This is a genomic window from Amycolatopsis sp. NPDC049159 (assembly GCF_040648295.1).
Taxonomy (GTDB): domain Bacteria; phylum Actinomycetota; class Actinomycetes; order Mycobacteriales; family Pseudonocardiaceae; genus Amycolatopsis; species Amycolatopsis pretoriensis_A.
This window is the reverse complement of record NZ_JBEZDL010000034.1, coordinates 57,622-80,382: the sequence shown is the minus strand read 5'-3', so window position 1 is coordinate 80,382 and position 22,761 is coordinate 57,622. Positions and strand designations below refer to the sequence as shown.

Here is a 22,761-nt window from a genome sequence, read left to right as displayed (position 1 = left end):
CGGTAGTTGTCAGGTTTGGGCCGTCTCTTCCGCCGTCGCGACGACAGCGTCACGCAAGGCGGCCCGCAGCCGTCCGACGTCGAGCGGCCCGAGCACCGCCGCTTCACCGGGTGGCGCGACCAGCACCACCTTGTCGTTGCTGACGAACACCGTCACGTCCCTGCGCCTGCCGGCCAGATCCCGGCAGCCGATCGACCACTCGCCCCGACTCATGGTCGCCGCCCTCCGATTCTTCGTCGATCGTGCTTCGTGCGAGGGTGGGAGGGGGCCGTGACAGCGCCATGACGCCGGTTCACCCGATCTGCCTACTCGCGGGTTTTGCCTTGCGCTTCGCGGATTTCCGGCGTATCCCCCGGTCGTGGCGCGGCCGGTTCCGGAGTACCGTCCGCACCGTCTCGTCGTCGTGGGAGGTCGCTGATGTCGGAGCCGCGGAAGATCGTCGTCGTCGGAGCGGGACTGGGCGGGGCGTCCGCCGCGGCCGCGTTGCGAGAGCGCGGCTACACCGGCGAAGTCCTGTTGATGGGCTCGGATCCGCACCGCCCGTACGAGCTGCCGCCGCTGTCGAAGGGTGTCCTGCTCGGCAACACCGACGAGCCCGACTGGGTGCACGAAGAGAAGTACTACGCGGAAAAGGACGTCCGCTTCAGCCCCGGTGTCACGGCGACGCGCGTCGAGCTGGGCGCCCGCCTGGTCCTCGACGACGCGGGCGGCGAGCACCGCTACGACCGCCTGGTCCTGGCCACCGGCTCCCGGCCGCGGTCGCTCCCGGTCCCGGGCGGCGACCTGCCCGGGCTCTACACGCTGCGCACCCTGGACGACGCGTTGAAGCTGCGCTCGGCGTTCGCGGCGGCGGAGCGGGTGGTGATCGTCGGCGCCGGCTGGATCGGCTCGGAGGCCGCGGCGGCGGCCCGCACGCACAACGCGGACGTGACGGTCGTGGACCCGGTCCCGGTGCCGCTGGCGAACGTCGTCGGCGAGACGATCGGCGGCGTGTTCCGCGACCTCCACGTCGCGAACGGCGTGAACTACCGCCTGGGCGAGCAGGTCGCGGAGATCACGGGCGGCCCGGACGGCGTCCGCGGCGTCCGCTTGGCGGGCGGCGAAGAACTGGCGGCGGACGTGGTCCTGATCGCGGTCGGCGCGGCCCCGCGGGTGGAGCTGGCCCACGCGGCCGGCTTGGAACTGTCCGACGACGGCGGCGTCTGCGTCGACGCGGGCCTGCGCACGGCGGCCCCGGACGTGTACGCGGTGGGCGACATCGCGGCCCACTTCCACCCCCGCTACGGCCGCCGCATCCGCGTGGAGCACTGGGCGAACGCGAAGGACCAGGGCACGCACGTGGCACAGAACCTGCTGGGGGAGAACGAGCCCTTCCTGGCCTCGCCGTACTTCTTCACCGACCAGTACGACCTGGGGTGCGAGTACCGGGGGCTGGCGGACCCGGCGGCGGACGAACTGGTGGTGCGCGGCGACCTGGCAGCCCGCGAGTTCACGGCGTTCTGGCTCCGCGACGGCGAAGTGGCGGCGGCGATGAACGTGAACATGTGGGACGACGGCGACGCACTGGGAGCGTTGGTCGACGGCCGCGCGAAGGTGACGGCGGAGCAGCTCAAGACGGCGGATCTGGCCTCGCTGACCTGATCTTCGTGCGAGTATCGCCGCGTGAAGGAATCAGACTTCGAGGACAGCTTCCACCCGACCGACGCGGAAATCCGCGCCTGGGCGTACAGCGGCGAAGACGAACCGATGCAGGACTGGGACATCCTGCTCGCCGAGCCCGGGAACCTGCCCCTCCTGCTCGAGCTCGCCGGGGATCCCGCGTGCCCGGCCCGTGAAACGCTGCTCGGCAGCCTCTACTGCGTGGTCGGCCACGAGCAGTCGAAGGAGCAGTTCCGCGAGACGGCCGAGGTCGCCGCACGGTCGGGGAATGCCTGGCTGGAGACCTGGGCTCGCCGGGTCCGCGAGATCCTCGACCACCCGGAAGCGTTCAACCGCAAGGACTGGTGCGGCTTCCCCGGCTACGCGACCAAGCCGACGGGCTGACTTTCCCGCGTCAAAACCGAGAACGCCACCAAAGCCAGCACCGCGAACCCCGCCATCGTCGCGGCCATCGGCACCGCCGTCCCCGGCCCGCCGAGGCCGACCAGCGGCGTCGCCGCCGCGCCCACCACGAACTGCAGCACCCCCAGCAACGCCGACGCCGACCCCGCCGAGCGCGCGTGGGAAGCCAGCGCCAGCGAACTCGCGTTCGGCATCACCAGGCCGATGCTCGACACCAGCAGGAACAGCGACACCAGCAGGAACGCCAGCGGCGCCCGCAGCAGCGCCGACGCCAGCACGAAAGCCCCGCCCACGACACCCAGAAGCAGCCCGGACAGCAACAGCGCCCGTTCGCGCACGCGCCCCACGAGCCGTCCGTTGAGCTGGCCCGCCAGCACGATCCCGACGCCGTTGACGCCGAACACCACGCTGTACGCCTGCGGACTCAGCCCGTACACGCCCTGCAGCGCGAACGAAGACCCCGAGATGTAGGCGAACATCGACGCGAACAGCAGTCCCGACGCCAGCGCGTACCCCGCGAACGACCGGTCCGCCGCCAGCCGCCCGTAGGTCCGCATCACCTGGCCCAGCCGAGCCGGGGAGCGTACGGCGGACGGCTCCGGCAGGAAGAACACCACCACGGCCAGCAGCAGGGCGCCGAACACCGTCAGCACGACGAACACCCCGCGCCACGACGTCCAGTTCAGCAGCTGGCCGCCGAGCAGCGGGGCCAGGATCGGGGCCAGGCCGCTGACCAGCATCAGCGTGGAGAAGAACTTCGTCATCGCGGTGCCGGAGTAGAGGTCGCGGACCGTGGCGCGCGCGATCACGATGCCCGCGGCCGCGCCCAGCGACTGGACGAACCGCGCGCCGACCAGCAGCCACGCGTCCGGGCTCACCGCGCACAGCACCGAGCCCACGATGTACAGCACCAGCCCCGCCAGCAGCGGGCGGCGGCGGCCCAGCGCGTCCGACAGCGGGCCGAGCACCAGCTGGCCCAGCGCCAGCCCCACGATGAACGCGCTCAGCGTCAGCTGGACCGTGCTGTCCGCCGCGCGCAGGTCCTCGGCCATCCGGGGGAGGGCGGGCAGGTACATGTCGATCGACAGCGGCCCGAACGCCGAGAGACCACCCAGGATGAGGACGAACTTCAGCTGCGCGCGCCCGCGGGTCGCGGTACGTTCCGCCGTGGTGGTCATCGGCCTCCTCCCGGTCCTGCTTCCGACCAGCGACGCCGGCGCCGGTGCTATTCCGGCTGTGATCGGTGACACCCCGTGCTCAAATGAGCGTGAACCGATACTGATCCGACCAATTTCCGGCCGATTCGCCGCTGGCTCTGGATCGAGGCCCGCGACTGCGATATACATCGGATGTCTGGTCGGTGTGGGTGAAGGGAATATCCGTGCAGCTAGTGCGCCTCGGAGAGCCGGGAAGTGAGCGTCCGTTCGTGCGGGCCGATGACGGCACCACCTACGAACTGGGCGGGCTGACCGCCGACGTCGACGGCGGCTTCCTCGCCGCGGACGGGATCGCGCGCACCGCCGCCGCGCTCGCCGCCGGGGAACTGCCGGAGGCGGACGTCGACGGCCTGCGCGTGGGTTCGCCGATCGCGCAGCCCGGCAAGGTCGTCTGCATCGGCATGAACTACCGCCGCCACGCCGAGGAGACCGGCGCGACGCCGCCCACCGAGCCCGTCGTCTTCATGAAGGCGCCGGACGTCGTGGTCGGCCCGTCCGACGACGTCCTCATCCCGCGCGGGTCGGTCAGCACCGACTGGGAGGTCGAGCTCGGCGTCGTCATCGGCAAGACCGCCCGCTACCTCGACAGCGTGGACGAAGCTCTGGAGCACGTCGCCGGCTACGTCGTCTCGAACGACGTCTCCGAGCGCGAGCTGCAGTTCCGCACCGCCCAGTGGGACAAGGGCAAGTCGTGCGAGAACTTCAACCCGCTCGGCCCGGCGCTGGTCCCGGCGAGCGAGGTGCCGGACCCGCAGGACCTCGGCCTGCGGCTGTGGATCAACGGCGAGAAGAAGCAGGACTCCTCGACCAAGGACATGATCTTCGGCGTCGCCGAGATCGTCCACCACCTGAGCCAGGTGATGGTGCTGCGCCCCGGCGACCTGATCAACACCGGCACCCCCGAAGGCGTCGCCCTCGGCCAGCCCGACCCGAAGCCGTACCTGCGTGACGGCGACGTGATCGAGCTGGAGATCGACGGGCTCGGCCGGCAGCGCCAGACCGCGAGGCAGGCCTGACCATGGCGAAGATCATCGGCATGGAGGTCCTCGACGTCCGGTTCCCGACCTCGCGGGAGCTCGACGGCTCGGACGCGATGAATCCCGACCCGGACTACTCCGCCGCCTACGTCGTGCTGCACACCGACGGCGGACCGGACGGCTACGGCCTCGCGTTCACCATCGGCCGCGGCAACGACGTCCAGGCCGCCGCCATCCGGGCGCTCGCCCCGCACGTCGTCGGCCGGGACGTCCCGGAGGACGCGGCCGCGCTCGGCGACCTGTCCCGCACGCTCGTCGGTGACTCGCAGTTCCGCTGGCTGGGCCCGGAAAAGGGCGTCGCGCACATGGCCGTCGGGGCGGTCGTCAACGCCGCCTGGGACCTCGCCGCGCGGCGCGCCGGCCTGCCGGTCTGGCAGTTCGCGGCGCGCATGACGCCCGAGGAGCTCGTCTCCCTGGTGGACTTCCGGTACCTGTCCGACGCGCTCACCGAAGCCGAAGCCCTCGACATCCTGCGCCGGGCCGAACCCGGCCGGGCCGAGCGGGCCAAGCAGCTGGAAGAGCACGGCTACCGCGCCTACAGCACGTCCCCGGGCTGGCTCGGGTACGCCGACGCGAAGCTCGTGCGGCTCGCCGAACAGGCCGTCGCGGACGGCTTCGGGATGATCAAGCTCAAGGTCGGCGGCAACCTCGAGGACGACGTCCGCCGGATGAAACTGGCCCGCGAGACCGTCGGCGACGGCATCCGGATCGCCGTCGACGCCAACCAGCGCTGGGACGTCCGGGCCGCGGTCGACTGGATGACCGAACTCGCGCCGTACGACCCGTACTGGATCGAGGAGCCGACCTCGCCCGACGACGTCCTCGGCCACGCGGCGATCGCGAAGGCGCTCGCGCCCATCAAGATCGCCACCGGCGAGCACGTCCAGAACCGCGTGGTCTTCAAGCAGCTGCTGCAGGCGAACGCGATCTCGGTGCTGCAGCTGGACGCCGCCCGCGTCGGCGGCTTCAACGAGAACCTCGCGATCCTGCTGCTGGCCGCCAAGTTCGGCGTCCCGGTGTGCCCGCACGCCGGCGGCGTGGGGCTCTGCGAGCTCGTCCGGCACCTGTCGATGTTCGACTTCGTGGCGGTGTCGGGCACCGACGCGGACCGCTCGATCGAGTGGGTCGACCACCTGCACGAGCACTTCACCGACCCGGCCGTCGTCGAGCGCGGCCGGTACCTCGCCCCGACCGCACCCGGGTTCTCCGCGCGCATGCACGACGCCACGCTGCGCCGGTTCCGCTTCCCGGACGGTCCCGAGTGGACGGAGACCGCAAGTGAGTGAATTCGAGGGCCTGGTGGCCGCCGTCACCGGGGGCGCCTCGGGCATCGGCAAGGCCGTCGCGACCTCGCTGGCCGCACGCGGCGCGCGGGTGGCGGCCCTCGACCTGAAGCCCGGCGAGGACGGCATCCGCTGCGACGTCTCCTCCGATGACGAAGTCCGCTCGGCGATCGACGCCGTCGTGGAACGCTTCGGGCGCCTCGACATCCTGGTCAACAACGCGGGCATCGGCGCGCAGGGCGACGTCTCGGCCAACGACGACGACGAGTGGCACCGCGTGTTCGACGTCAACGTCGTCGGCATGGTCCGGCTCGCCCGGGCCGCGCTGCCGCACCTGAAGAACTCGCCGTCCGCGGCGATCGTGAACACCTGCTCCATCGCGGCCTGGGCCGGCCTGCCCAACCGCGCGCTGTATTCGGCCAGCAAGGGCGCGGTGCTCTCGCTGACCCTGGCGATGGCGACCGACCACCTGCCGGACCGGATCCGCGTCAACTGCGTGTGCCCGGGCACGGCGGACACCCCGTGGGTGGGCCGCCTGCTCGACGCCGCCGACGACCCGGCGGCCGAACGCGCGGCCCTCGCGGCGCGCCAGCCGATGGGCCGGCTGGTCACCGCCGAAGAGGTCGCGAACGCCGTCGTCTACCTCGCCAGTCCGCTTTCCGCTTCGACCACCGGCACCGCGCTCGCGGTCGACGGTGGCATGTACGGCCTGCGCCCGCGCGGCCCCGTGCAACCCCAATAGGACTTTCGCTGTCATCAAGGAGGATGCGGTGCGCAATAGGGTGATCACGGTGGCCGCCACGGCCGCCGTCTGCGGCCTGGTACTGGCCGCCTGCGGGTCCACCAAGGACAACGCGTCGGCGCCCGCGGCGGGTGGCGGCTCCGGCGGCAAGGTCGGCGCGACCCTGCCGCTGCTGACCTCGCCGTTCTGGCAGGCCTACAACAACTACGTGCCGCAGATGGCCAAGTCGGAGGGCGTCGACGTGCTCCCGGCCGTCAACGCGGACAGCGACCCGGCGAAGCTGATCACCGACATCGGCACGTTCCTCAACCAGGGCGTCAAAGGCCTGGTCGTGACGCCGCTGGACTCGGCGGCCATCGTCGCCGGGCTCAAGCAGGCCGAGAACAAGGGCGTGCCGGTCGTCGCGGTCGACGTCGCCCCCGAGAGCGGCAAGGTCGCCATGGTCGTGCGCGCCGACAACAAGGCCTACGGCACCAAGGCGTGCGACGCGATCGGCGCGAAGGTCAAGTCCGGCAAGGTCGTGCAGATCATGGGCGACCTCGCCTCGGTCAACGGCCGCGACCGCTCGGAAGCCTTCCGCGACTGCATGAAGTCGAAGTACCCGGGCGTCCAGGTGCTGGAGATCCCGGCCGAGTGGAAGGCCGACAAGGCGTCCTCCGGGCTGGACAGCATGCTGACCGCGAACCCGGACATCAAGGCCGTCTACATGCAGGCCGGCGGCGTCTACCTCGCCCCGACCGAGCAGGCGCTCAAGCGCAAGAACCTGTTCTTCCCGGTCGGGGACCCGAAGCACATCGTGCTCGTGTCCAACGACGGCATCCCCCAGGAGCTGGCCGCGATCCGCGCCGGCGAGCTCGACGCCACCGTGTCCCAGCCGGCCGACGCCTACGCGAAGTACGGCCTGTACTGGCTGAAGAAGGCCATGGCGGGCGAGACGTTCAAGCCGGGCCCGACCGACCACGACAGCACCATCGTCGAGATCAGCCCCGGCATCCTCGAGGACCAGCTGCCCGCGCCCGTCATCACCAAGGACAACGTGGACGACAAGGCCCTGTGGGGGAACAACCTGTGACCGCGCTGCCCGCCGGCGAATCCGCCGTCCCGGTGGTCAGCGCGGTCGGAGTCGGGAAGCGCTACGGCCCCACCGTGGCGCTCCACGACGTCAGCCTCACCGTGCACCCCGGCGAGTCCCACGCGCTCGTCGGGCGCAACGGGGCCGGCAAGTCGACGCTCGTCTCCATCCTCACCGGCCTGTCCGCCACGGACACCGGGCACGTCGAGTTCGGCGGCGAGCCGGCCCCCGCGCTGACCAGGCAGGACGACTGGAAGGCGCGCGTCGCCTGCGTGTACCAGCACGCGATGGTCGTCCCGCAGCTCACCGTCGCCGAGAACCTGTTCCTCAACCGGCAGGCGAGCGGCGGGTTCGCGATCGGCTGGAAGTCGTTGCGGCGCCAGGCCCGCGAGCTGCTCGACTCGTGGGACGTGCACGTCGACGTCGACACCCCGGCCGGCGAGCTGTCGGTCGAGGACCGGCAGTTCGTCGAGATCGCCCGCGCGCTGTCCTACGGCGCCCGGTTCATCGTCCTCGACGAACCGACCGCGCAGCTGGACAGCCAGGCCATCGAGCGGCTCTTCGACCGGATGCGCCAGATGCAGGCGGGCGGGGTGACGTTCCTGTTCATCTCGCACCACCTGCACGAGGTGTACGAGGTCTGCCAGGCCGTCACGGTGCTGCGCGACGCGAAGCACGTGCTGACCGCGCCGGTCGCCGAGGTCGGCAAGGCGCAGCTGGTCGACGCGATGACCGGCGAACCCGGCGGCCTGTCGGTGCGCGACGCCGCGACGCGGGAGTCCCTCGAACCGGACGCCCCGGAGATCCTCGCGGTCGACGGCCTGTCCGGCGACGGCTTCTCCGACGTCTCCTTCCGGCTGCACCGCGGCGAGGTGGTCGGGTTCGCGGGCAGCAACGCCAGCGGGAAGCACCAGGTCGCCGAGACGGTCTACGGCCTGCGGACGCCGTCCGCGGGCACGGTCCGCGTCGACGGCGAGCCGTTGCGGCCGGGCGACATCCCGGCGGCGCTGCGGGCGGGCATCGGCTGCGTCCCGCGCGACCGGCACCACGAAGGCCTGGTGCTGGAGCACTCGATCGCCGACAACGCCACGCTGTCCATTTTGGACAAACTGGGCCGCGGCGGGATCGCTTCGCCGGGCACGAGGTTCGCGAAGGCGTCGCAGGCGCTGAAGGACTACGACATCGTGGCCGCGAGCGCCGAGCAGCCGGTGTCCGACCTTTCCGGCGGCAACCAGCAGAAGATCGTCCTGGCGCGGGCGTTGCTGAGCGACCCGCGCGTGGTCGTGCTGATCAACCCGACCGCCGGGGTGGACGTGAAGTCGAAGGAGGCGCTGCTCGCGGTCGTCGACCGGGTGCGCGCCGAGGGCAAGGCGGTGCTGATCGTCAGCGACGAGCTCGACGACCTGCGCCTGAGCGACCGGGTCCTGGTGCTGCGCGCCGGGTCCGTGGTCGCCGAGCACCAGGCCGGGTGGTCCGACGGCGACCTCGTGGCCGACATCGAAGGAGTCGAGCTTTCGTGACCGACGTGATGACCTCCCCGCAGACGGAGCTGCCCGCGCCACCCCGGCGCCGGAAGGCCGGCTGGCTGCGTGAACTGGCCCTGCTGCCCGCGCTGATCGTCGTGTTCGTGATCGGCGGCCTGGTCGACGACACCTTCGTCGGCTGGAGCAACATCGTCAGCATCCTGACCGCGTCGGCGGCGCTGTCGCTGGTCGTGCTGGGCGAATCGCTGGTGCTGATCACCGGGAAGTTCGACCTGTCGCTGGAATCCACGATGGGCCTGGCGCCCGCGCTGGGCGCGATGGTCGTGATCCCGGCGGCGTCGGCCGGCTTCGGTGTCGAGCTGCCCGCCGCGATCGGCCTCCTGATCATCCCGCTGTGCGGGGCGCTGGTCGGGTTCGTCAACGGCTTCCTGATCGTGAAGCTGAAGCTGAACGCCTTCATCGTCACCCTGGCGATGCTCACCGTGCTGCGCGGCGTGCAGGTCGGGTCGACGCAGGGCAAGACGCTGTTCAACCTGCCGGACTCGTTCACGAACCTCGCCACGACGACGTTCGCCGGCCTGCCGATGTCGGTCTGGCTGGCGGCGGCGCTGTTCGCGGTCGCCGGCTGGGTGCTGCGCTACCACCGCGTCGGCCGCGCGCTGTACGCGATCGGCGGCAACCGCGAAGCCGCGCGGGCGGCCGGTGTCCGCGTCGACCGGATCGCGTGGGCGGTGTTCGTCGTCGCCGGCGTCCTCGCGGCGATCGGCGGGCTCGCGTACACCGGTTACGTCGGCGCGCTGGGCGCGAACCAGGGCTCCGGGCTGATCCTGCAGGTGTTCGCGGCGGCGGTGATCGGCGGCGTCTCCCTCGACGGCGGCAAGGGCACGCTCGTCGGCGCGCTGACCGGCGTCCTGCTGCTGTCGTCGGTGTCGAGCCTCCTGAACTACGCGCACGTCCGCGCGGAGTGGCAGGGCGCGATCTACGGCGCGATCATCCTGGTGGCGCTGATCATCGCCCGGTACGCCGGGGGAAAGCCCCAGACCTGACCCGGCCCGGTGATCATCCGACGAACCGGAAGGGGCAGGAGGTGAGTGTGTGCGTGTCAGGAGGCTTCGGCGGTGAGGTCCGGCGTGGTCGGGTCGTCCGCGGTGCCCAGGGCGTTGCGCAGCCACTGCTCCACGCCCGCGACGTGCACGGTCGCCCACGAGCGCGCCAGTTCCGGCTCGCGCGCCGCGATGGCCTCGTAGATCGCCGAGTGCTGCTCCCGCGTCTTCGCGACCGCGCCCTCCTGGGTGAGGCCGCGCCAGATGCGGGCGCGCGCGGTCGGCCCGGAGAGGCTGTCGAGCAGCGAGCACAGCACCGGGTTGCCGGAGCCGTCGGCGATCTTGCGGTGGAACTGCAGGTCGTTGGCGACCAGCGCCTCGACCGTCGGCGAGTCCTCGAGCTCCCCGAGCAGCTGGCCCAGCTCGGTGATGTCGTCGTCGCTCATGTGCAGCGCGGCCAGCGCGGTCGCGGCGGGCTCGAGGATCCGCCGCACGGCGAGGAAGTCGAGCACGGTGTCGTCGCGGTGGAAGTCGACGACGAACGTCATCGCGTCGAGCAGCAGGTTCGGCTCGAGGCTGGTGACGTACGTGCCGTCGCCCTGGCGGACGTCGAGCACCCTGATCAGGCACAACGCCTTGACGGCCTCCCGCAGGGAGCTGCGCGAGAGCCCGAGCCGCTGGGCCAGCTCGGCCTCCTTGGGCAGCCGGTCGCCCGGCGCCAGCTCGCCGGAGATGATCATGTCCTTGATCTTGTCGATCGCGACATCGGTGACGGGCATCGCGTCCGTCCTCCCTGCACCAGACCTCGGATGTTTCGGTGTTCCTCCCCAGCGTGCCATGTTCCGGCGAAGGAGTGGCGATGACCCACCAGCCCGCACCGCAAAGAGTGGCGCTCCATACCCGCCTGAAGCCGGGCAAGGAAGCCGAGTACGAGTCCGTCCACGCCGTCATCCCGCCCGGGCTGGACACGGCGTTGCGCGAAGCCGGCGTCCGCACCTGGCGGATCTGGCGTAACGGTCTAGACCTCTTCCACGTCGTCGAAGTGGACGACTACGCGGCGATGCGCGCGGCGTTGCGGGACCACCCCGCCAACGTCCCGTGGCAGGCGAGGATGGCCGAGCTGCTGGCCGTCGAAGACGACTACTCCGGCGACGACACCGGCATCGGGCTGGTCTGGGAACTGCCGGTGAAGGAGTGACGGCGTTGGAACTCCCCCTCTCCCCGCTGGGCCTCGGCTGCGCGCAGCTGGGCAACCTCTACCACGCGATCACCGACGAGACGGCGGCCGCGACCGTGCACCGCGCGTGGGACGAGGGCATCCGGTACTTCGACACCGCGCCGCACTACGGCCTCGGCCTCTCGGAGACCCGCCTCGGCGCGGCCCTGCGTTCGTACCCCCGCGACGAGTTCGTGCTCTCGACGAAGGTCGGGCGCGTGCTCGAACCGGACCCGGACGGCGCCGGGCGGCAGGACGACGAGGGCTTCGCCGTCCCCGCCGCGTACCGGCGCCGCTGGGACTTCAGCCGCGACGGCGTCCTGCGGTCCTTCGAGGACAGTTTGGTGAGGCTCGGGCTCGACCGCGTCGACGTCGTCTACGTCCACGACCCCGACGACCACTTCGAGGAAGCGCTGCGCGGCGCCTTCCCCGCGTTGCGCGAGCTGCGGGAGCAGGGCGTGATCGGCGGGTTCGGCGCCGGGATGAACCAGGCGCCGATGCTCACCGAGTTCGTCCGCCGCACCGACCTCGACGTCCTGCTCGTGGCCGGCCGCTACACGTTGCTGGACCAGCCGGCGCTCGACGAGCTGCTGCCGCTCTGCCTCGACCGCGGCGTCCGGGTGATCGCCGGCGGCGCGTTCAACGGCGGCATCCTGGCGACGGCCGAGCCGGGCCGCGTCTACGACTACGCCGACGCCCCGCCGGAGCTGGTCGAGCGGGCCGGCCGGATCGCCGCGATCTGCGCGCGGCACGGCGTCGAGCTGCCGGAAGCGGCGCTGGCGCTGCCGATGGCGCACCCCGCGGTGGCGTCGGTCGTCGTCGGCGCGCACGATCCTTCGCAGGTCAGCGTCAACGCGCGGCGGGCCAGGGCGGTCGTGCCCCCTCGGCTGTGGACCGAACTCGTCGACGCGGGCCTGCTGCGGGCCGACGTCGTCATCGCCGAAGGAGTCTCATGATCGACGCGCACCACCACCTCTGGGACCCGTCGCGGCGCGAATACCCGTGGCTGGCGGGCGCGGCCCTCGACCCGATCCGCCGTCCGTACACGGTCGACGACCTGCGTGCGGTGACGAAGGCGGCCGGCGTGCACGCGACGATCCTGGTGCAGACGACCTCCTCGGCCGAAGAGACCGAGGAGTTCCTCGCGACGGCCGAGGCCGAACCGGTGATCGCGGGCGTGGTCGGCTGGGTGGACCTCGAAGCCCCCGGCGTCGCCGACCGGCTGGCCGCGTCGACCGGGCCGCTCGTCGGGATCCGGCACCAGGTGGAGACCGAACCGGACGACGAGTGGCTGCTGCGGCCCCCGGTGCTGGCCGGGCTGGGCGCGGTGGCGTCGGCGGGGCTGACCTACGACCTGCTCGTGCGCGTCGGGCAGCTGCCCGCGGCCGCGTCCCTGGCGGCACGGCTGCCGGAGCTGCGGCTGGTGCTGGACCACGCGGCCAAGCCACCGATCGCGGCGGGGGAGTGGGAGCCGTGGGCGTCCGGGGTGGCCGCGCTGGCCGCGCACGAGAACGTCGTGTGCAAGCTTTCGGGCCTGGTCACGGAGGCGGACTGGACCGGATGGGAGGTCGGCCACCTGCGCCGGTACGTCGACCACGTGCTGGACGTGTTCGGCCCGTCCCGGCTGCTGTTCGGCTCGGACTGGCCGGTCTGCGAACTGGCGGCGTCCTACGAGCTCGTCGTGGACGCGGCCGTCGCCCTCACCGGCGGGCTGTCGGACGCGGAGCGGCTGGCCGTCTTCGAGCACAACGCGCGGGCGGTCTACGACGTGGATGCGGGCGGGGAGACCTCTTCCAGGGGGTAAAAGAGGTTTCCCCGCCCGCCGCTCGGGAAGCTCAGAAGTCGTCGTCGCCGATCATGCCGCGCAAGCGGGTCAGGGCCCGGTGCTGCGTGACGCGGACGTTGCCGGGGGAGATGCCGAGGGCTTCGGCGGTCTCCTGGGCGGAGAAGCCGACGGCGATGCGCAGGGTCAGGATCTCCTGCTGCACCCGCGGGAGCGAGGCGAGGAGGCGGCCGAGGCGCGCGCCGAGGTCGAGGTGCAGGGCGTGGGTCTCCGGCTCGTTGCCGGCGAGGAGCGGGCGCTCGGGGAGTTCGGGGACGGGCTCGGAGCGGTCGCGGGCGACGGCGCGGTAGGCGTCGGCGACCTTGTTGGCCGCGATCGCGTGCACGAGGTAGAGGAACGACCCGCCCCGGTCCTGATAATCGGGAAGGGCCTTCAACACCGCGAGGCAGACCTCCTGGGCGACGTCGTCGGCCGAGAGGTAGGAGAGGTCTCGCCCGCCCATCCGCGCGCGGCAGTAGCGGACCACGACCGGCTCGATCATCTGGAGCAGGGAGTGGATCGCCGCGGGGTTCCCCTCACCCGCGTCCTTCACCAGGGGGTCGAGATCCTCCTTGGTGAGCCGCCCGCCGGGCCTGGGCAATGACTCCGGAGTGCGATAATCGCGAACGGCGGAAGCGGGTTCCGCGGTGGTCTGCGGCGGTGCTGTCATGGTCGTCTCCCCGGCCGACCCTCGACCGCCGCTGCCGGGGGGCTCCACTCTCCGTGACTTTCCGGTTGCAGATACTCCGGGAGACCCGGGTTGATCGGCAATCCGTGCGACGCTGGGTAATCGTAAGCACCTCGATGGCGGTCAGTCCAGATTTCAACGACCAATACCCCGTTCGCAGCATCGACCGTGATGTTCCCGCGACCAGACCCCGCACATTGCGATTAATCGGTTTCAGGATGTGCCGACTTCACCCGTCAGTGGAGGAACGCCACGGAAGTGGCAGTCGCGGTCACGGCGAGCGACGCGATCGCGGGTAGTGCGGGGTGCGCCGGCCCCGGTTCGGGTGCCCGCAAGGACCGTTCGCGCAGCGTTCCGATGGCCGCTAGCAGGGCAGACGTCCCCGCGGACAGCAGTACGGGCACCAGGGCGACACCCCAATGGCGCTGGGCGGCGGCGTGCAGGAGCAGTAGCGTGCAGGCGGCAGATGCCAGCGCGGTGCGCCGCCAGGCGAGGCCGGTGCGCTCGGCTTGGGCGCCGCGGGTGGGGGTCACGACCCGGTCCGAGGGCGCATGACGGTATTTCTGACCTGGCGATAATCGCGAAGCAGCGGTATTCGCGGCGTCACGAGACGACCAGCAGCACCGCGGCGGCGACGATGAGGGTCAGCAGACCGCCGGTCAGCACGAGGATCAGCAGGCTCCGCGGCAGTGGCTCTCCGGCACGCATCGCAACCTGCACCCGCCGCCACCGGGGGTACGCGGTCGCGGCGAGAACGGCGGCGAGCACGACGCACAACCCGGCGAGAACGGCACTGGCCGCGGCCGGCGACGGCACCAGCTGGTGCACGGCGACGCCGCCGGCGAGCAAGCCGAGGGCGGTGCGGACCCAGGCGAGGAAGGTGCGTTCATTCGCCAGCGTGAACCGGTAGTCCGGTTCAGCGCCTCCGGCGTGGGGCTTGATGTCGTCCGAGGCCACGCCTGCAGACGCTAGCCGCTGAGTGCGGCGGGGGCTGGTCGGTGTGCGGGCACCCACGTGGGGGTCCTGGGATCGCCGCAGGGGTCGCCGGGTGGTGCGTCTCGCACGCGGCGGCCGGATCGCCCGGCGCCGGGTCGGGTCAGGCGCTGTGCGCAGCGGTGTGCGGGCACCCACGTGCCTCGCCCGCGACCGTGGGATCGGGTCAGGCGCTGTGCGCCGGCGCCGCTGCCCGGTGTGCGAACACCCACCACCGCAGCACCGCGAACCGCACGAACCCACCGACGAAGCTGGCCAGCAGCAGCGTGCCCGTTTCCTCCCACGACGTCGGCCGGTCGACGAGGGCGTCGAGCAGTGCGAGCACCGCCGAGCCGTAGCCGGCGTAGAAGGCGAACGTGATGAAGTCCTGCAAGTGCCGCTTCCCGGCGTTGCTGGGCCGTCCGGCGAAGGTGACGCGGCGGTGGAACTCCGTGTTGCCGACCGTCGTGAGCGCGATCGCCACCAGGTTCGCGACCTGGGAGCCGAGCTCGTCGCGCAGCAGGAGGAAGAGGAGCGCCTGGACCCCGGTCGTCACGACGCCGGCGACGATGTACCACGCGGCGTGCGTGCCGAGCTCGTGGTGCCGGTCCGGGTCGGTGGCGAGCAGCCGGTGATCCGGTGCGCACCTGGTGGTGGCCATGATCCCAACCTACCCTGCGTTCACAAACTTGTGAATGTGTTAAAGCGGTTGAAGAAATGTGATCCCGGTGACACCGCCGGGGTTTCGGGCCCCCGACGTCCGGGGTAGGTCACCGGGGATGACGAGTTCCGAGCGCGAGGAGACGACTGGTGAGTGACCGTGACTCGGTCGAACCGGACAGCTTGAGCCCCAGCGAAGCGCTGGACGAGGACGAGCTGCGCGTGGATCCGCTCGAAGAGGGCGTCGAGCCACCGGAGCACTGGAGCGCCGCGGACCGCTTCGGCACGACGCCGAGCGAGATCCGGGAGGGCGAGCCGATCGAACAGCGCCTGGCCGAAGAGGAGCCGGACGCCGAACCGGAGCCGGTGCCGGAGCGCCCGCTCGCGGCGACGCCGGCGGCGGAGCTCGACGAGACGATCGAGGACGCCCCGCCGGACTACGAGCAGGTGACCCCGGACGACGAGGTGCCGCACCGGCACGCGGACCCGGATCCCGGCGAACAGGCGGATTACGCCGGCGGCTCGGTCGCCGACGCCATCCGCGCGGCCCGGCAGGGCTGATCCGCTCAGACTGCGCGTCCGTTCGGGCGCCCCTAGCGTGGGGCACCAGTGCATCGGACCGCGACGAAGGGAAGGCCGAAGATGCTGACCGTGACCGAAGCCGCCGCCGAGGCGATCACCGCGCTGACCAGCCAGGGGGAGGGCGACGCCGGGCTCCGCCTGGCAGTCCAGAACGCCGACGGCGAAAGCGCCCAGCTGGCCCTGTCGGTGGCGCCGGAACCCGCCGAGGGCGACAGCGTGCTCGGGGTCGACGAGGGCCCGAAGGTGTTCCTCGAACCCCAGGCGGCGGCGCTGCTCGACGACAAGGTGCTGGACGTCCAAGAGGACGAAGCGGGCGGAGTCGCTTTCGCGGTACTGCCCCAGCACACGAGCTGACCGCGGCGGACGGGCCTTTCGCAGCGTCGCGAGAGGTCCGTTCGCCCGGTTGCGTCACCCGCGGGAGCGCCACTCCCGCACCAGCCGCGCGGCGCAAGCCCGCAGCAGCTCCGGCGCGTTCGCTTGCGCCTCCTCGACAGAAGACGCGTGATCGATCAACGCGCTGCTCCCGACGACGCCCAGCCGCGCGAGCCCGGCGTCGTCGAGCTGGATCCGCCCCGCGAGCACCAGCAGCGGAATCCCCTTGGCCCGGGAAGCGATCCCGGCCGGCGCCTTGCCGTTCAGGCTCTGCTCGTCCAGCGACCCTTCCCCGGTGATCACCAGGTCCGCGCCCCGCACGGCGGCGTCGACCCCGGTCAGCCCGGCGATCAGGTCGAACCCCGATTCCACGGTCGCGCCCAGCCCGGCGATCGCGCCGGCCGCGACCCCGCCACCGGCACCGGCGCCCGGTACGCGTGAGACGTCGGGCGCCCCGCCCACCTGCAGCGCGTGCGCCCACCGGCCGAGTCCTTCTTCGAGGAGCGCCACCTCTTCTTCCCGCGCGCCCTTCTGCGGCCCGAACACCGCGGCGGCCCCCGACGGGCCCAGCAGCGGGTTCGTCACGTCGGTCGCGACCGCGACGCGCACACCGTCGAGGCGTTCGCGCACCGGCGTCAGCTCGGTGGACGCGACCCGCGTCAGCGTCGCGCCGCCCAGCCCGACCGGCGAGCCGAACGCGTCCAGCACACCGGCGCCGAGCGCGCCCAGCATCCCGGCGCCGCCGTCGGTGCTCGCCGTGCCGCCGACCGTCAGCACGAGCCGCTTCGCGCCGTGCATCAGCGCGTCCATCAGCAGTTCGCCGACGCCCCAGGTGTGCGCGGCCAGCGCGGTTTCCGGGGTGGGGTCGACGAATTCGATCCCGCACGCCCGCGCCGATTCGACGTACGCGGTGCCGTCGAGCACCGCGTACCGCGCCTTGACGTGCTCGTCGAGCGGGCCGCGGACGGACAGCCGGACGATCCGGGCGCCCGCCGCTTCGAGGACGTCGAGGGTGCCTTCGCCGCCGTCGGCGACCGGGCAGGAGACGACTTCGGCGTCCGGCAAGGCATCCCGGACGCCCAGTGCGATGGCCTCCGCGGCCTCGACCGCGGTGAGACTGCCCTTGAACTTGTCGGGCGCGACGACGACACGGGTCACGGCTTCACCTCCGTCAGCGGGTCCCGCCCGGCGAGCACCGCCGCGACGTTGCGGGCGGCCAGCACGGCCATCGCGGTGCGGGTTTCGACCGTCGCGGACCCGAGGTGCGGGCTCACCACGACGTCGTCGCGGCCGAGCAGCCGCGGTTCGACCTCGGGTTCCTTCTCGAACACGTCCAGCGCGGCCCCGGCGATCTCCCCGGCTTCGAGCGCGTCGGCCAGCGCGGCTTCGTCGACGACCGGGCCGCGCGTGGTGTTCACCAGGTAGGCGCCGGGTTTCATGGCGCGCAACGCGGCCGCGTCGATGAGGTGCCGCGTCTCGGGCGTCAGCGGGCAGTGCAGCGAGACGACGTCCGAGCGCGCCAGGAGTTCTTCGAAGGAAACGGAACCGCGTCCCGACCGTCCCGAATGGACGATCTCCATACCGAACGCTTCGGCGCGCTTCGCCATCGCCCGCCCGATCTGGCCGTACCCGACGATGCCGAGCGTCTTGCCCTGCAGGCCCGAGCCGAGCAGGAAGCCGAGGTGGAACGACCACGGCGTGCGCGAGCGCAGCAGCCGTTCGCCTTCGCCGAGCCGCCGCGTGACGGCGAGCAGCAGGCCGAAGGCGAGGTCGGCGGTCGCGTCGGTGAGCACGCCCGGCGTGTTCGTCACGACCACGCCGCGCTCGGCCAGCGCCGGGACGTCGACGTTGTCGTAGCCGACCGCGACGTTCGCGACCACCTTCAGGCCCGGCCCGGCGGCGTCGGCGAACGCGCCGTCGAGCCGGTCGTGCAGCATCCCGACCACGGCGTCCGCGCCGGCCACGAACTCGTGCAGTTCTTCCGGCGTGAGCGGGCGGTCGGCGGGCGAGACCACCACTTCGCCCGCTTCGGCGAGGAGCTTCACCGCGTCGTCGGGAATCCACCGGGTCACCGCGATCTTGGCCACCCCGACAGCCTAGTCCCCCTGAACGGCCCCGAGAACGATCTCCGACTGCGCCGCCGCGCCCGCGCCGTTGGGGTGGAAGGGGAAGGCGAGCAGCAGCGGGTTGCTCACCGAAACCGGGATCAGGCCTTCGACGTACCGCACGGTGGGCGCCTGGCAGGCGTCGTGGCCGAGCGTGGGGGAGTAGGTGTCGACGAGCTCGACGTCGTTGGCCGCGGCGACCCGGGCGAGCATCGCGTTCATCTGGAGGAACTTCGCCTGCAGGTAGGCGATGTCGCCGTCGGCGACCGGGATCACCGGCCAGCACCCCTTGCCGCTCGCGGGCAGCCCGGCGAGGTAGTTCACCAGCAGGATCCGTGCGTTCGGCGACCGGTCCTCGATGCCCCGCAGCGCCGCGGCGATCTTCGGTTCCGTCGCGGTGACGGCGTTTTCCAGCTGGTCGACGCCGCCGGCGGTGAACTTCGCCTTGCAGGTGCTGACCGGGAGCAGGTTGAGGCACTTCGTCACGGCCGCCGCGAGCCCGATGTCGTTGCCGCCGATGCCGACGGTCACCAGGTCCGTGGCCGGGGTGAGCCGGTCGAACTGCGGCGGGTTCGTCCCGCCCAGCGGCAGCTTCTGCGGCTGCGTGAAGTCGGTCGTCGTCGCACCGCCGCAGCTCGCGTCGCGGAACGTCTCGACGCCGAGCGCGCCGGCCAGCTCGTGCGGGTAGTCCGAAGTGGACTGCGCGCAGTCGAGCGGCGTGTACTGCGTGGTGGGCGGGAAGGTGACGAAGACGTCGGCGGTCCAGGAGTCACCGAGTGCGACGTACTCGTGGTAGCTCGTGCTCGCCGACGCCGGAGCGGCGAAGGCGAGCATGGCGAGCGCGGGCACGACGAGCAGAGCGGACAGGCGCTTGCGCATGCTGCCTCCGTTGGCGAGCGTGGTGAAGGACTTTCACATTCAGCTCGCGTCCGGTGAAAAGTCAATCGACGTCACCCGCTCCGGCCAGTCCGATCGACGTGGGTAATCAGACCCTGGTCAGCCGCACCACCGCGCTCGCGTACCCGCTGCCGGGGAAGCCCACGTCGAGGCCGTGGCTGAGCAGCACCGCGCCGTCGTGCACGACGCCGCCGGAGTCGCGGTAGCGTCCCGCCGGGTCGAGCCCGGCGAGCCGCGGCGGCGTGAACGGCCGCGCGAACTCCGCGGGCCGTCGCCAGAAGAAGACGACCACCTCGCCGCCGAGCACGTACTGCACCGCGGTCAACGCCGAGGTCGCCGGGTCCGCCAGCCGGTACAGCTCGCCGTGCTGCACGACCGGCCGGATTTCCTTGTAAAGCGCGACAAGCTCCGCTGCTTCGGCCAGTTCGGCGGCGGACCAGCGAGGCAGGTCGCCGCCGAGGCCGAGCACGCCCGCCATGGCGACGTGGAAGCGGAAGCTCAACGGCGCTTCGCGGCCGGTGGTGGGGTTCGGGCTGTCGGTGACCCAGGCCGACATCGTGCCCGCCGGGTAGAGCTGCCCGTAGCCGTGCTGGATGGTGATCCGGTCGGCGGCGTCGGTGTTGTCGGACGCCCAGATCTCGTCGGTCCGGGCGAGGATCCCCAGGTCGGTGCGCCCGCCGCCGCCCGCACAGCCCTGGATCCGCAACGCGGGGTGCGCGGCGCGCAGCCGGTCCAGGATGGCGTGCACCGCGCGGACGTGGTCCACCCACACGCGCCCGGCCTCCCCGCCCGGCCAGCCGGCTTCGGTGAAAGCGCGGTTCATGTCCCACTTGAGGTAGTCGATGCCGTGCTCGCCGACCAGCCGGTCGAGCCACTCGTGCGCCCACCCGGCGACGTCCGCGCGCGCGAAGTTCAGCACGAGCTGGTTCCGGAGCGCAGTGCGTTCGCGGTTCGCCATGTGCAGCACCCAGTCCGGGTGCGCGCGGTAGAGGTCGCTGTCCGGGTTGACCATCTCCGGCTCGACCCACAGCCCGAACCGCATCCCGTGCGCGTGGACCGCGTCGGCCAGGGGCTTGAGCCCGGCCGGGAAGCGTTGTGCGTTCGCGGTCCAGTCGCCGAGCCCGGCGGCGTCACCGGTGCGGGCGCCGAACCAGCCGTCGTCCATCACGAACAGTTCCGCGCCGAGCTTCGCGGCGGCCGCGGCCAGCTCGGTTTCGGTCTTCTCGTCGACGTCCCACCCGGTCGCTTCCCACGAGTTGTAGACGATCGGCCGCAGTTCCCCGGGGCGCGGCTGGACGAACTCGCGGACGTAGGCGTGCCAGCGCCGGCTCGTCCCGCCGAAGCCGTCGGCCGCGTAGAGCCCGGCGAACACCGGCGTCTCCCAGGTTTCGCCGGGCCGCAGCCGCCAGGCGACGTTCTCGTGGCCGAACCCGCCGGTCCACGTCACGCGCCCGGTGTGCGTGCGCTCGACGGTGATCCGCCAGCTCCCGCTCCAGGCGAGCGCGGTGCTCCAGACCTCGCCCGCCGTCTCGGTGGCGTCGCCCGCGTCCAGCATCACCCACGGGTCGACCTGGTGGCTCGACACGCCGCGGCGGCTGGTCAACGTCGTCTCGCCGACCGGCAGCGGCTCGCGCAGCACCCCGTGCTCGGCGCTCCACGCGCCCGACGTCCGGGTCAGCCGGGCGCCGTCGCGGCGGGGGAGCGTCCACGCCGCGGAATCGGTGCGCAGCAGGGAAACCGGCTCGTCCGCGCGCAGCGACGTCCAGCGTTCGACGACGTCGCCGCGGACGCGGTAGTGCAGCGAGAGCTCCAGGGGGTAGTGCCGGTCGGCGAGCCGCACGACCAGGGAGTCCTCGGTGCTGGTGTGCCCGGCGTAGCGCCACTCGAGCGCCGACGTGCCGTCCTCGTACCGCACGGCCAGCGCCGCGACGCCGAAGAACGCGCCGCCCTCGGCCGGGAGTTCCTGCCGCTCGTCGCCCGGCTCGTCGAAGCTGCTGTCGGCGGGGTTGCGGCGCGCGGCGACCTGCGCGGCCTGGGCCGGCGTCAGCGGCGGGCCCCAGTGGACGTGCCGCGGCCGGTCGTCGGCGTCGAGCCGGAAGGCGTACGAGCTCTCGGGGGTGCGCAGCAGCCAGAGCCGGCGCGCGGGGTCGTGTTCGACGAGCGACATGCTCCCGAGCGTAGGCACGACCAAGCTTCCGCACGGCTCCCGGCTGATCCGGATCGGCCGAGCTTTCGCTGTACGTGCGTCATCCATTGGGTGGAAGACGGCTGTTCGGGGGCCGGGAGGCGTGCTATGTTCGGTTGCAGAACGAGTGTGCGTGATGCGAACAGTTTGGAGCACGTGATGGCGGAGCTGCTGTCGCTCGAGGAGGCCGTGGCCCGGCTGGTGCACGACGGGGACACCGTCGCGCTCGAGGGCTTCACGCACCTCATCCCCGTGGCGGCCGGGCAGGAGATCATCCGGCAGCGCAAGCGTGACCTCACGCTGGTGCGGATGACCCCGGACATCGTCTACGACCAGCTGATCGGCGCGGGCTGCGCCCGCAAGCTGATCTTCTCGTGGGGCGGCAACCCGGGAGTGGGCTCACTGCACCGCTTCCGCGACGCCGTCCAGCACGACTGGCCGGTCCCGCTGGAGATCGAGGAGCACAGCCACGCGGGCATGGCGAACCGCTACGTCGCCGGCGCATCAGGTCTGCCGTTCGCGGTCCTGCGCGGCTACACGGGTACGGACCTCCCGGCCCAGACGGACACGATCAAGCCGATCACGTGCCCCTTCACCGGCGAGCAGCTGACCGCGGTCCCGGCCCTGAACCCGGACGTGACGATCGTCCACGCCCAGCGCGCCGACCGCGCGGGCAACGTCCAGATGTGGGGCATCACGGGCGTCCAGAAGGAAGCGGTCCTGGCGGCGAAGCGCTCGATCGTGACGGTGGAGGAGATCGTCGACGAGCTGGAGCCCCGCCCGGGCGCGGTAGTCCTCCCGTCTTGGGCGGTCACCGCGGTGGCCGAGGTCCCGGGCGGCGCGAAGCCGTCGTACGCGGCGGGGTACTACGAGCGCGACAACGCGGCGTACCAGGCATGGGACGCGGTGGGCCGCGACCGCGAGGAGTTCACGAAGTGGCTGAACAACCTGACGGGGGTGACGGCATGAGTCGGACCCGCACCCTTCCCCCGCCGCCGAGCCACCCCCGTCCCGCCCATTCGAGCCCGCCTCGCCCCGCCGGTCTCGGCTGCCCGACCGACGCGGGCCGCTTCGCTGCAACTCGGCCTGCCGATCGCACCCGCCAGGCCCGCGCTGCCGCCGCATCCGGGCCCGTCGGTGGCACCCGCCCGGCCCGCGCCGGCACCGCATCCCGGCCCGCCGGCCGCACCCGCCAGGCTCGCGCTGCCGCCGCGTCTCGGTCCGTCGGCGGCGCCCGCCCGGCCCGCGCCGGCGCCGCGTCTCGGTCCGTCGGCGGCACCCGCCAGGCCCGCGCTGCCGCCTCATCCGGGCTCGTCGGTGGCA

General features: G+C 72.1%; 25 protein-coding genes. 14 read left to right on the top strand and 11 right to left on the bottom strand.

Annotated features, from left to right (window positions below):
- Positions 1-9: 9 nt before the first annotated feature.
- Positions 10-213, bottom strand: coding sequence for a hypothetical protein (locus AB0B33_RS42690; RefSeq protein WP_360782745.1), 204 nt, complete (start codon positions 211-213; stop codon positions 10-12).
- Between the two features lie 204 nt (positions 214-417).
- Between AB0B33_RS42690 and AB0B33_RS42685 the strand changes: the two genes are divergently transcribed.
- Both AB0B33_RS42685 and AB0B33_RS42680 read left to right on the top strand, forming a co-directional pair.
- Entirely contained in the window at positions 418-1,641 is a 1,224-nt protein-coding gene (locus AB0B33_RS42685) for an FAD-dependent oxidoreductase (RefSeq protein ID WP_360782743.1), read from the top strand.
- Between the two features lie 21 nt (positions 1,642-1,662).
- Positions 1,663-2,043, top strand: coding sequence for a hypothetical protein (locus tag AB0B33_RS42680; RefSeq protein WP_360782740.1), 381 nt, complete (start codon positions 1,663-1,665; stop codon positions 2,041-2,043).
- Here the strand turns inward: AB0B33_RS42680 and AB0B33_RS42675 are convergent.
- The gene (locus AB0B33_RS42675; RefSeq protein ID WP_247013225.1) at positions 2,019-3,239 is read right to left on the bottom strand and encodes a multidrug effflux MFS transporter; all 1,221 of its coding nucleotides are present in this window, start codon (positions 3,237-3,239) and stop codon (positions 2,019-2,021) included. The genes AB0B33_RS42680 and AB0B33_RS42675 overlap by 25 nt on opposite strands.
- A 203-nt stretch (positions 3,240-3,442) precedes the next feature.
- Between AB0B33_RS42675 and AB0B33_RS42670 the strand changes: the two genes are divergently transcribed.
- Genes AB0B33_RS42670 through AB0B33_RS42645 form a run of 6 tightly spaced genes read left to right on the top strand, consistent with a single transcriptional unit; the run spans position 3,443 to position 9,942 of the window.
- A complete protein-coding gene (locus AB0B33_RS42670) occupies positions 3,443-4,294 on the top strand; it encodes a fumarylacetoacetate hydrolase family protein (protein WP_360782736.1) in 852 nt (283 codons plus the stop codon).
- Between the two features lie 2 nt (positions 4,295-4,296).
- Positions 4,297-5,601 carry an enolase C-terminal domain-like protein gene (locus AB0B33_RS42665; protein ID WP_247013221.1) on the top strand — a complete coding sequence of 435 codons (1,305 nt, stop codon included), beginning with the start codon at positions 4,297-4,299 and terminating at the stop codon, positions 5,599-5,601.
- On the top strand, positions 5,594-6,340 hold the full coding sequence (locus AB0B33_RS42660; protein ID WP_360782733.1) for an SDR family oxidoreductase: 747 nt from the start codon (positions 5,594-5,596) through the stop codon (positions 6,338-6,340). Before AB0B33_RS42665 ends, AB0B33_RS42660 begins: the two co-directional genes overlap by 8 nt.
- Before the next feature lie 40 nt (positions 6,341-6,380).
- The gene (locus tag AB0B33_RS42655; RefSeq protein WP_360782786.1) at positions 6,381-7,412 is read left to right on the top strand and encodes a sugar ABC transporter substrate-binding protein; all 1,032 of its coding nucleotides are present in this window, start codon (positions 6,381-6,383) and stop codon (positions 7,410-7,412) included.
- The gene (locus tag AB0B33_RS42650) at positions 7,409-8,932 is read left to right on the top strand and encodes a sugar ABC transporter ATP-binding protein (protein ID WP_360782730.1); all 1,524 of its coding nucleotides are present in this window, start codon (positions 7,409-7,411) and stop codon (positions 8,930-8,932) included. The genes AB0B33_RS42655 and AB0B33_RS42650 overlap by 4 nt, the downstream gene beginning before the upstream one ends.
- Complete coding sequence (locus tag AB0B33_RS42645) at positions 8,929-9,942, top strand: ABC transporter permease (protein ID WP_360782727.1); 1,014 nt, start codon at positions 8,929-8,931, stop codon at positions 9,940-9,942. Before AB0B33_RS42650 ends, AB0B33_RS42645 begins: the two co-directional genes overlap by 4 nt.
- A 56-nt stretch (positions 9,943-9,998) precedes the next feature.
- Here AB0B33_RS42645 and AB0B33_RS42640 read toward each other — a convergent pair whose 3' ends face one another.
- Positions 9,999-10,718: a FadR/GntR family transcriptional regulator gene (locus tag AB0B33_RS42640; protein WP_247013213.1), complete on the bottom strand. Its 720-nt coding sequence runs from the start codon at positions 10,716-10,718 to the stop codon at positions 9,999-10,001.
- Between the two features lie 80 nt (positions 10,719-10,798).
- Between AB0B33_RS42640 and AB0B33_RS42635 the strand changes: the two genes are divergently transcribed.
- Genes AB0B33_RS42635 through AB0B33_RS42625 form a run of 3 tightly spaced genes read left to right on the top strand, consistent with a single transcriptional unit; the run spans position 10,799 to position 12,959 of the window.
- Complete coding sequence (locus AB0B33_RS42635) at positions 10,799-11,137, top strand: L-rhamnose mutarotase (RefSeq protein ID WP_247013211.1); 339 nt, start codon at positions 10,799-10,801, stop codon at positions 11,135-11,137.
- Positions 11,138-11,142: 5 nt separating this feature from the next.
- On the top strand, positions 11,143-12,111 hold the full coding sequence (locus tag AB0B33_RS42630) for an aldo/keto reductase (protein WP_360782723.1): 969 nt from the start codon (positions 11,143-11,145) through the stop codon (positions 12,109-12,111).
- Positions 12,108-12,959, top strand: a complete 852-nt coding sequence (locus tag AB0B33_RS42625) for an amidohydrolase family protein (protein ID WP_247013207.1) — start codon at positions 12,108-12,110, stop codon at positions 12,957-12,959. Before AB0B33_RS42630 ends, AB0B33_RS42625 begins: the two co-directional genes overlap by 4 nt.
- Before the next feature lie 31 nt (positions 12,960-12,990).
- Here AB0B33_RS42625 and shbA read toward each other — a convergent pair whose 3' ends face one another.
- The 4 genes from shbA to AB0B33_RS42605 all read right to left on the bottom strand — a co-directional run bounded on the left by shbA (position 12,991) and on the right by AB0B33_RS42605 (position 15,298).
- Positions 12,991-13,647, bottom strand: a complete 657-nt coding sequence (gene shbA / locus AB0B33_RS42620; protein ID WP_360782719.1) for an RNA polymerase sigma factor ShbA — start codon at positions 13,645-13,647, stop codon at positions 12,991-12,993.
- A gap of 254 nt (positions 13,648-13,901) precedes the next feature.
- Entirely contained in the window at positions 13,902-14,198 is a 297-nt protein-coding gene (locus AB0B33_RS42615) for a DUF202 domain-containing protein (protein WP_247013203.1), read from the bottom strand.
- Positions 14,199-14,268: 70 nt separating this feature from the next.
- A complete protein-coding gene (locus AB0B33_RS42610) occupies positions 14,269-14,622 on the bottom strand; it encodes a DUF202 domain-containing protein (RefSeq protein WP_360782715.1) in 354 nt (117 codons plus the stop codon).
- A 202-nt stretch (positions 14,623-14,824) separates the two neighbouring features.
- A complete protein-coding gene (locus tag AB0B33_RS42605; protein WP_360782712.1) occupies positions 14,825-15,298 on the bottom strand; it encodes a GtrA family protein in 474 nt (157 codons plus the stop codon).
- 149 nt (positions 15,299-15,447) lie between these two features.
- On the opposite strand from AB0B33_RS42605, the gene AB0B33_RS42600 reads away from it, so the two are divergent.
- Positions 15,448-15,858: a hypothetical protein gene (locus tag AB0B33_RS42600; protein ID WP_360782709.1), complete on the top strand. Its 411-nt coding sequence runs from the start codon at positions 15,448-15,450 to the stop codon at positions 15,856-15,858.
- 81 nt (positions 15,859-15,939) lie between these two features.
- Positions 15,940-16,233 (top strand): iron-sulfur cluster biosynthesis family protein, encoded by a 294-nt coding sequence (locus AB0B33_RS42595; protein ID WP_247013195.1) that lies wholly within the window; start codon positions 15,940-15,942, stop codon positions 16,231-16,233.
- Positions 16,234-16,287: 54 nt separating this feature from the next.
- Here the strand turns inward: AB0B33_RS42595 and AB0B33_RS42590 are convergent, their stop codons facing one another.
- From AB0B33_RS42590 to AB0B33_RS42575, 4 genes are all read right to left on the bottom strand, one after another.
- Positions 16,288-17,409 carry a glycerate kinase gene (locus AB0B33_RS42590; RefSeq protein ID WP_360782705.1) on the bottom strand — a complete coding sequence of 374 codons (1,122 nt, stop codon included), beginning with the start codon at positions 17,407-17,409 and terminating at the stop codon, positions 16,288-16,290.
- Positions 17,406-18,338, bottom strand: coding sequence for a D-glycerate dehydrogenase (locus AB0B33_RS42585; protein WP_360782702.1), 933 nt, complete (start codon positions 18,336-18,338; stop codon positions 17,406-17,408). Before AB0B33_RS42585 ends, AB0B33_RS42590 begins: the two co-directional genes overlap by 4 nt.
- A gap of 9 nt (positions 18,339-18,347) precedes the next feature.
- Positions 18,348-19,235, bottom strand: coding sequence for an SGNH/GDSL hydrolase family protein (locus AB0B33_RS42580; RefSeq protein ID WP_360782699.1), 888 nt, complete (start codon positions 19,233-19,235; stop codon positions 18,348-18,350).
- 106 nt (positions 19,236-19,341) lie between these two features.
- A complete protein-coding gene (locus AB0B33_RS42575) occupies positions 19,342-21,420 on the bottom strand; it encodes an alpha-galactosidase (protein ID WP_360782696.1) in 2,079 nt (692 codons plus the stop codon).
- 177 nt (positions 21,421-21,597) lie between these two features.
- On the opposite strand from AB0B33_RS42575, the gene AB0B33_RS42570 reads away from it, so the two are divergent.
- A complete protein-coding gene (locus AB0B33_RS42570) occupies positions 21,598-22,407 on the top strand; it encodes a CoA transferase subunit A (RefSeq protein WP_360782693.1) in 810 nt (269 codons plus the stop codon).
- The last annotated feature ends 354 nt before the right edge of the window (positions 22,408-22,761 follow it).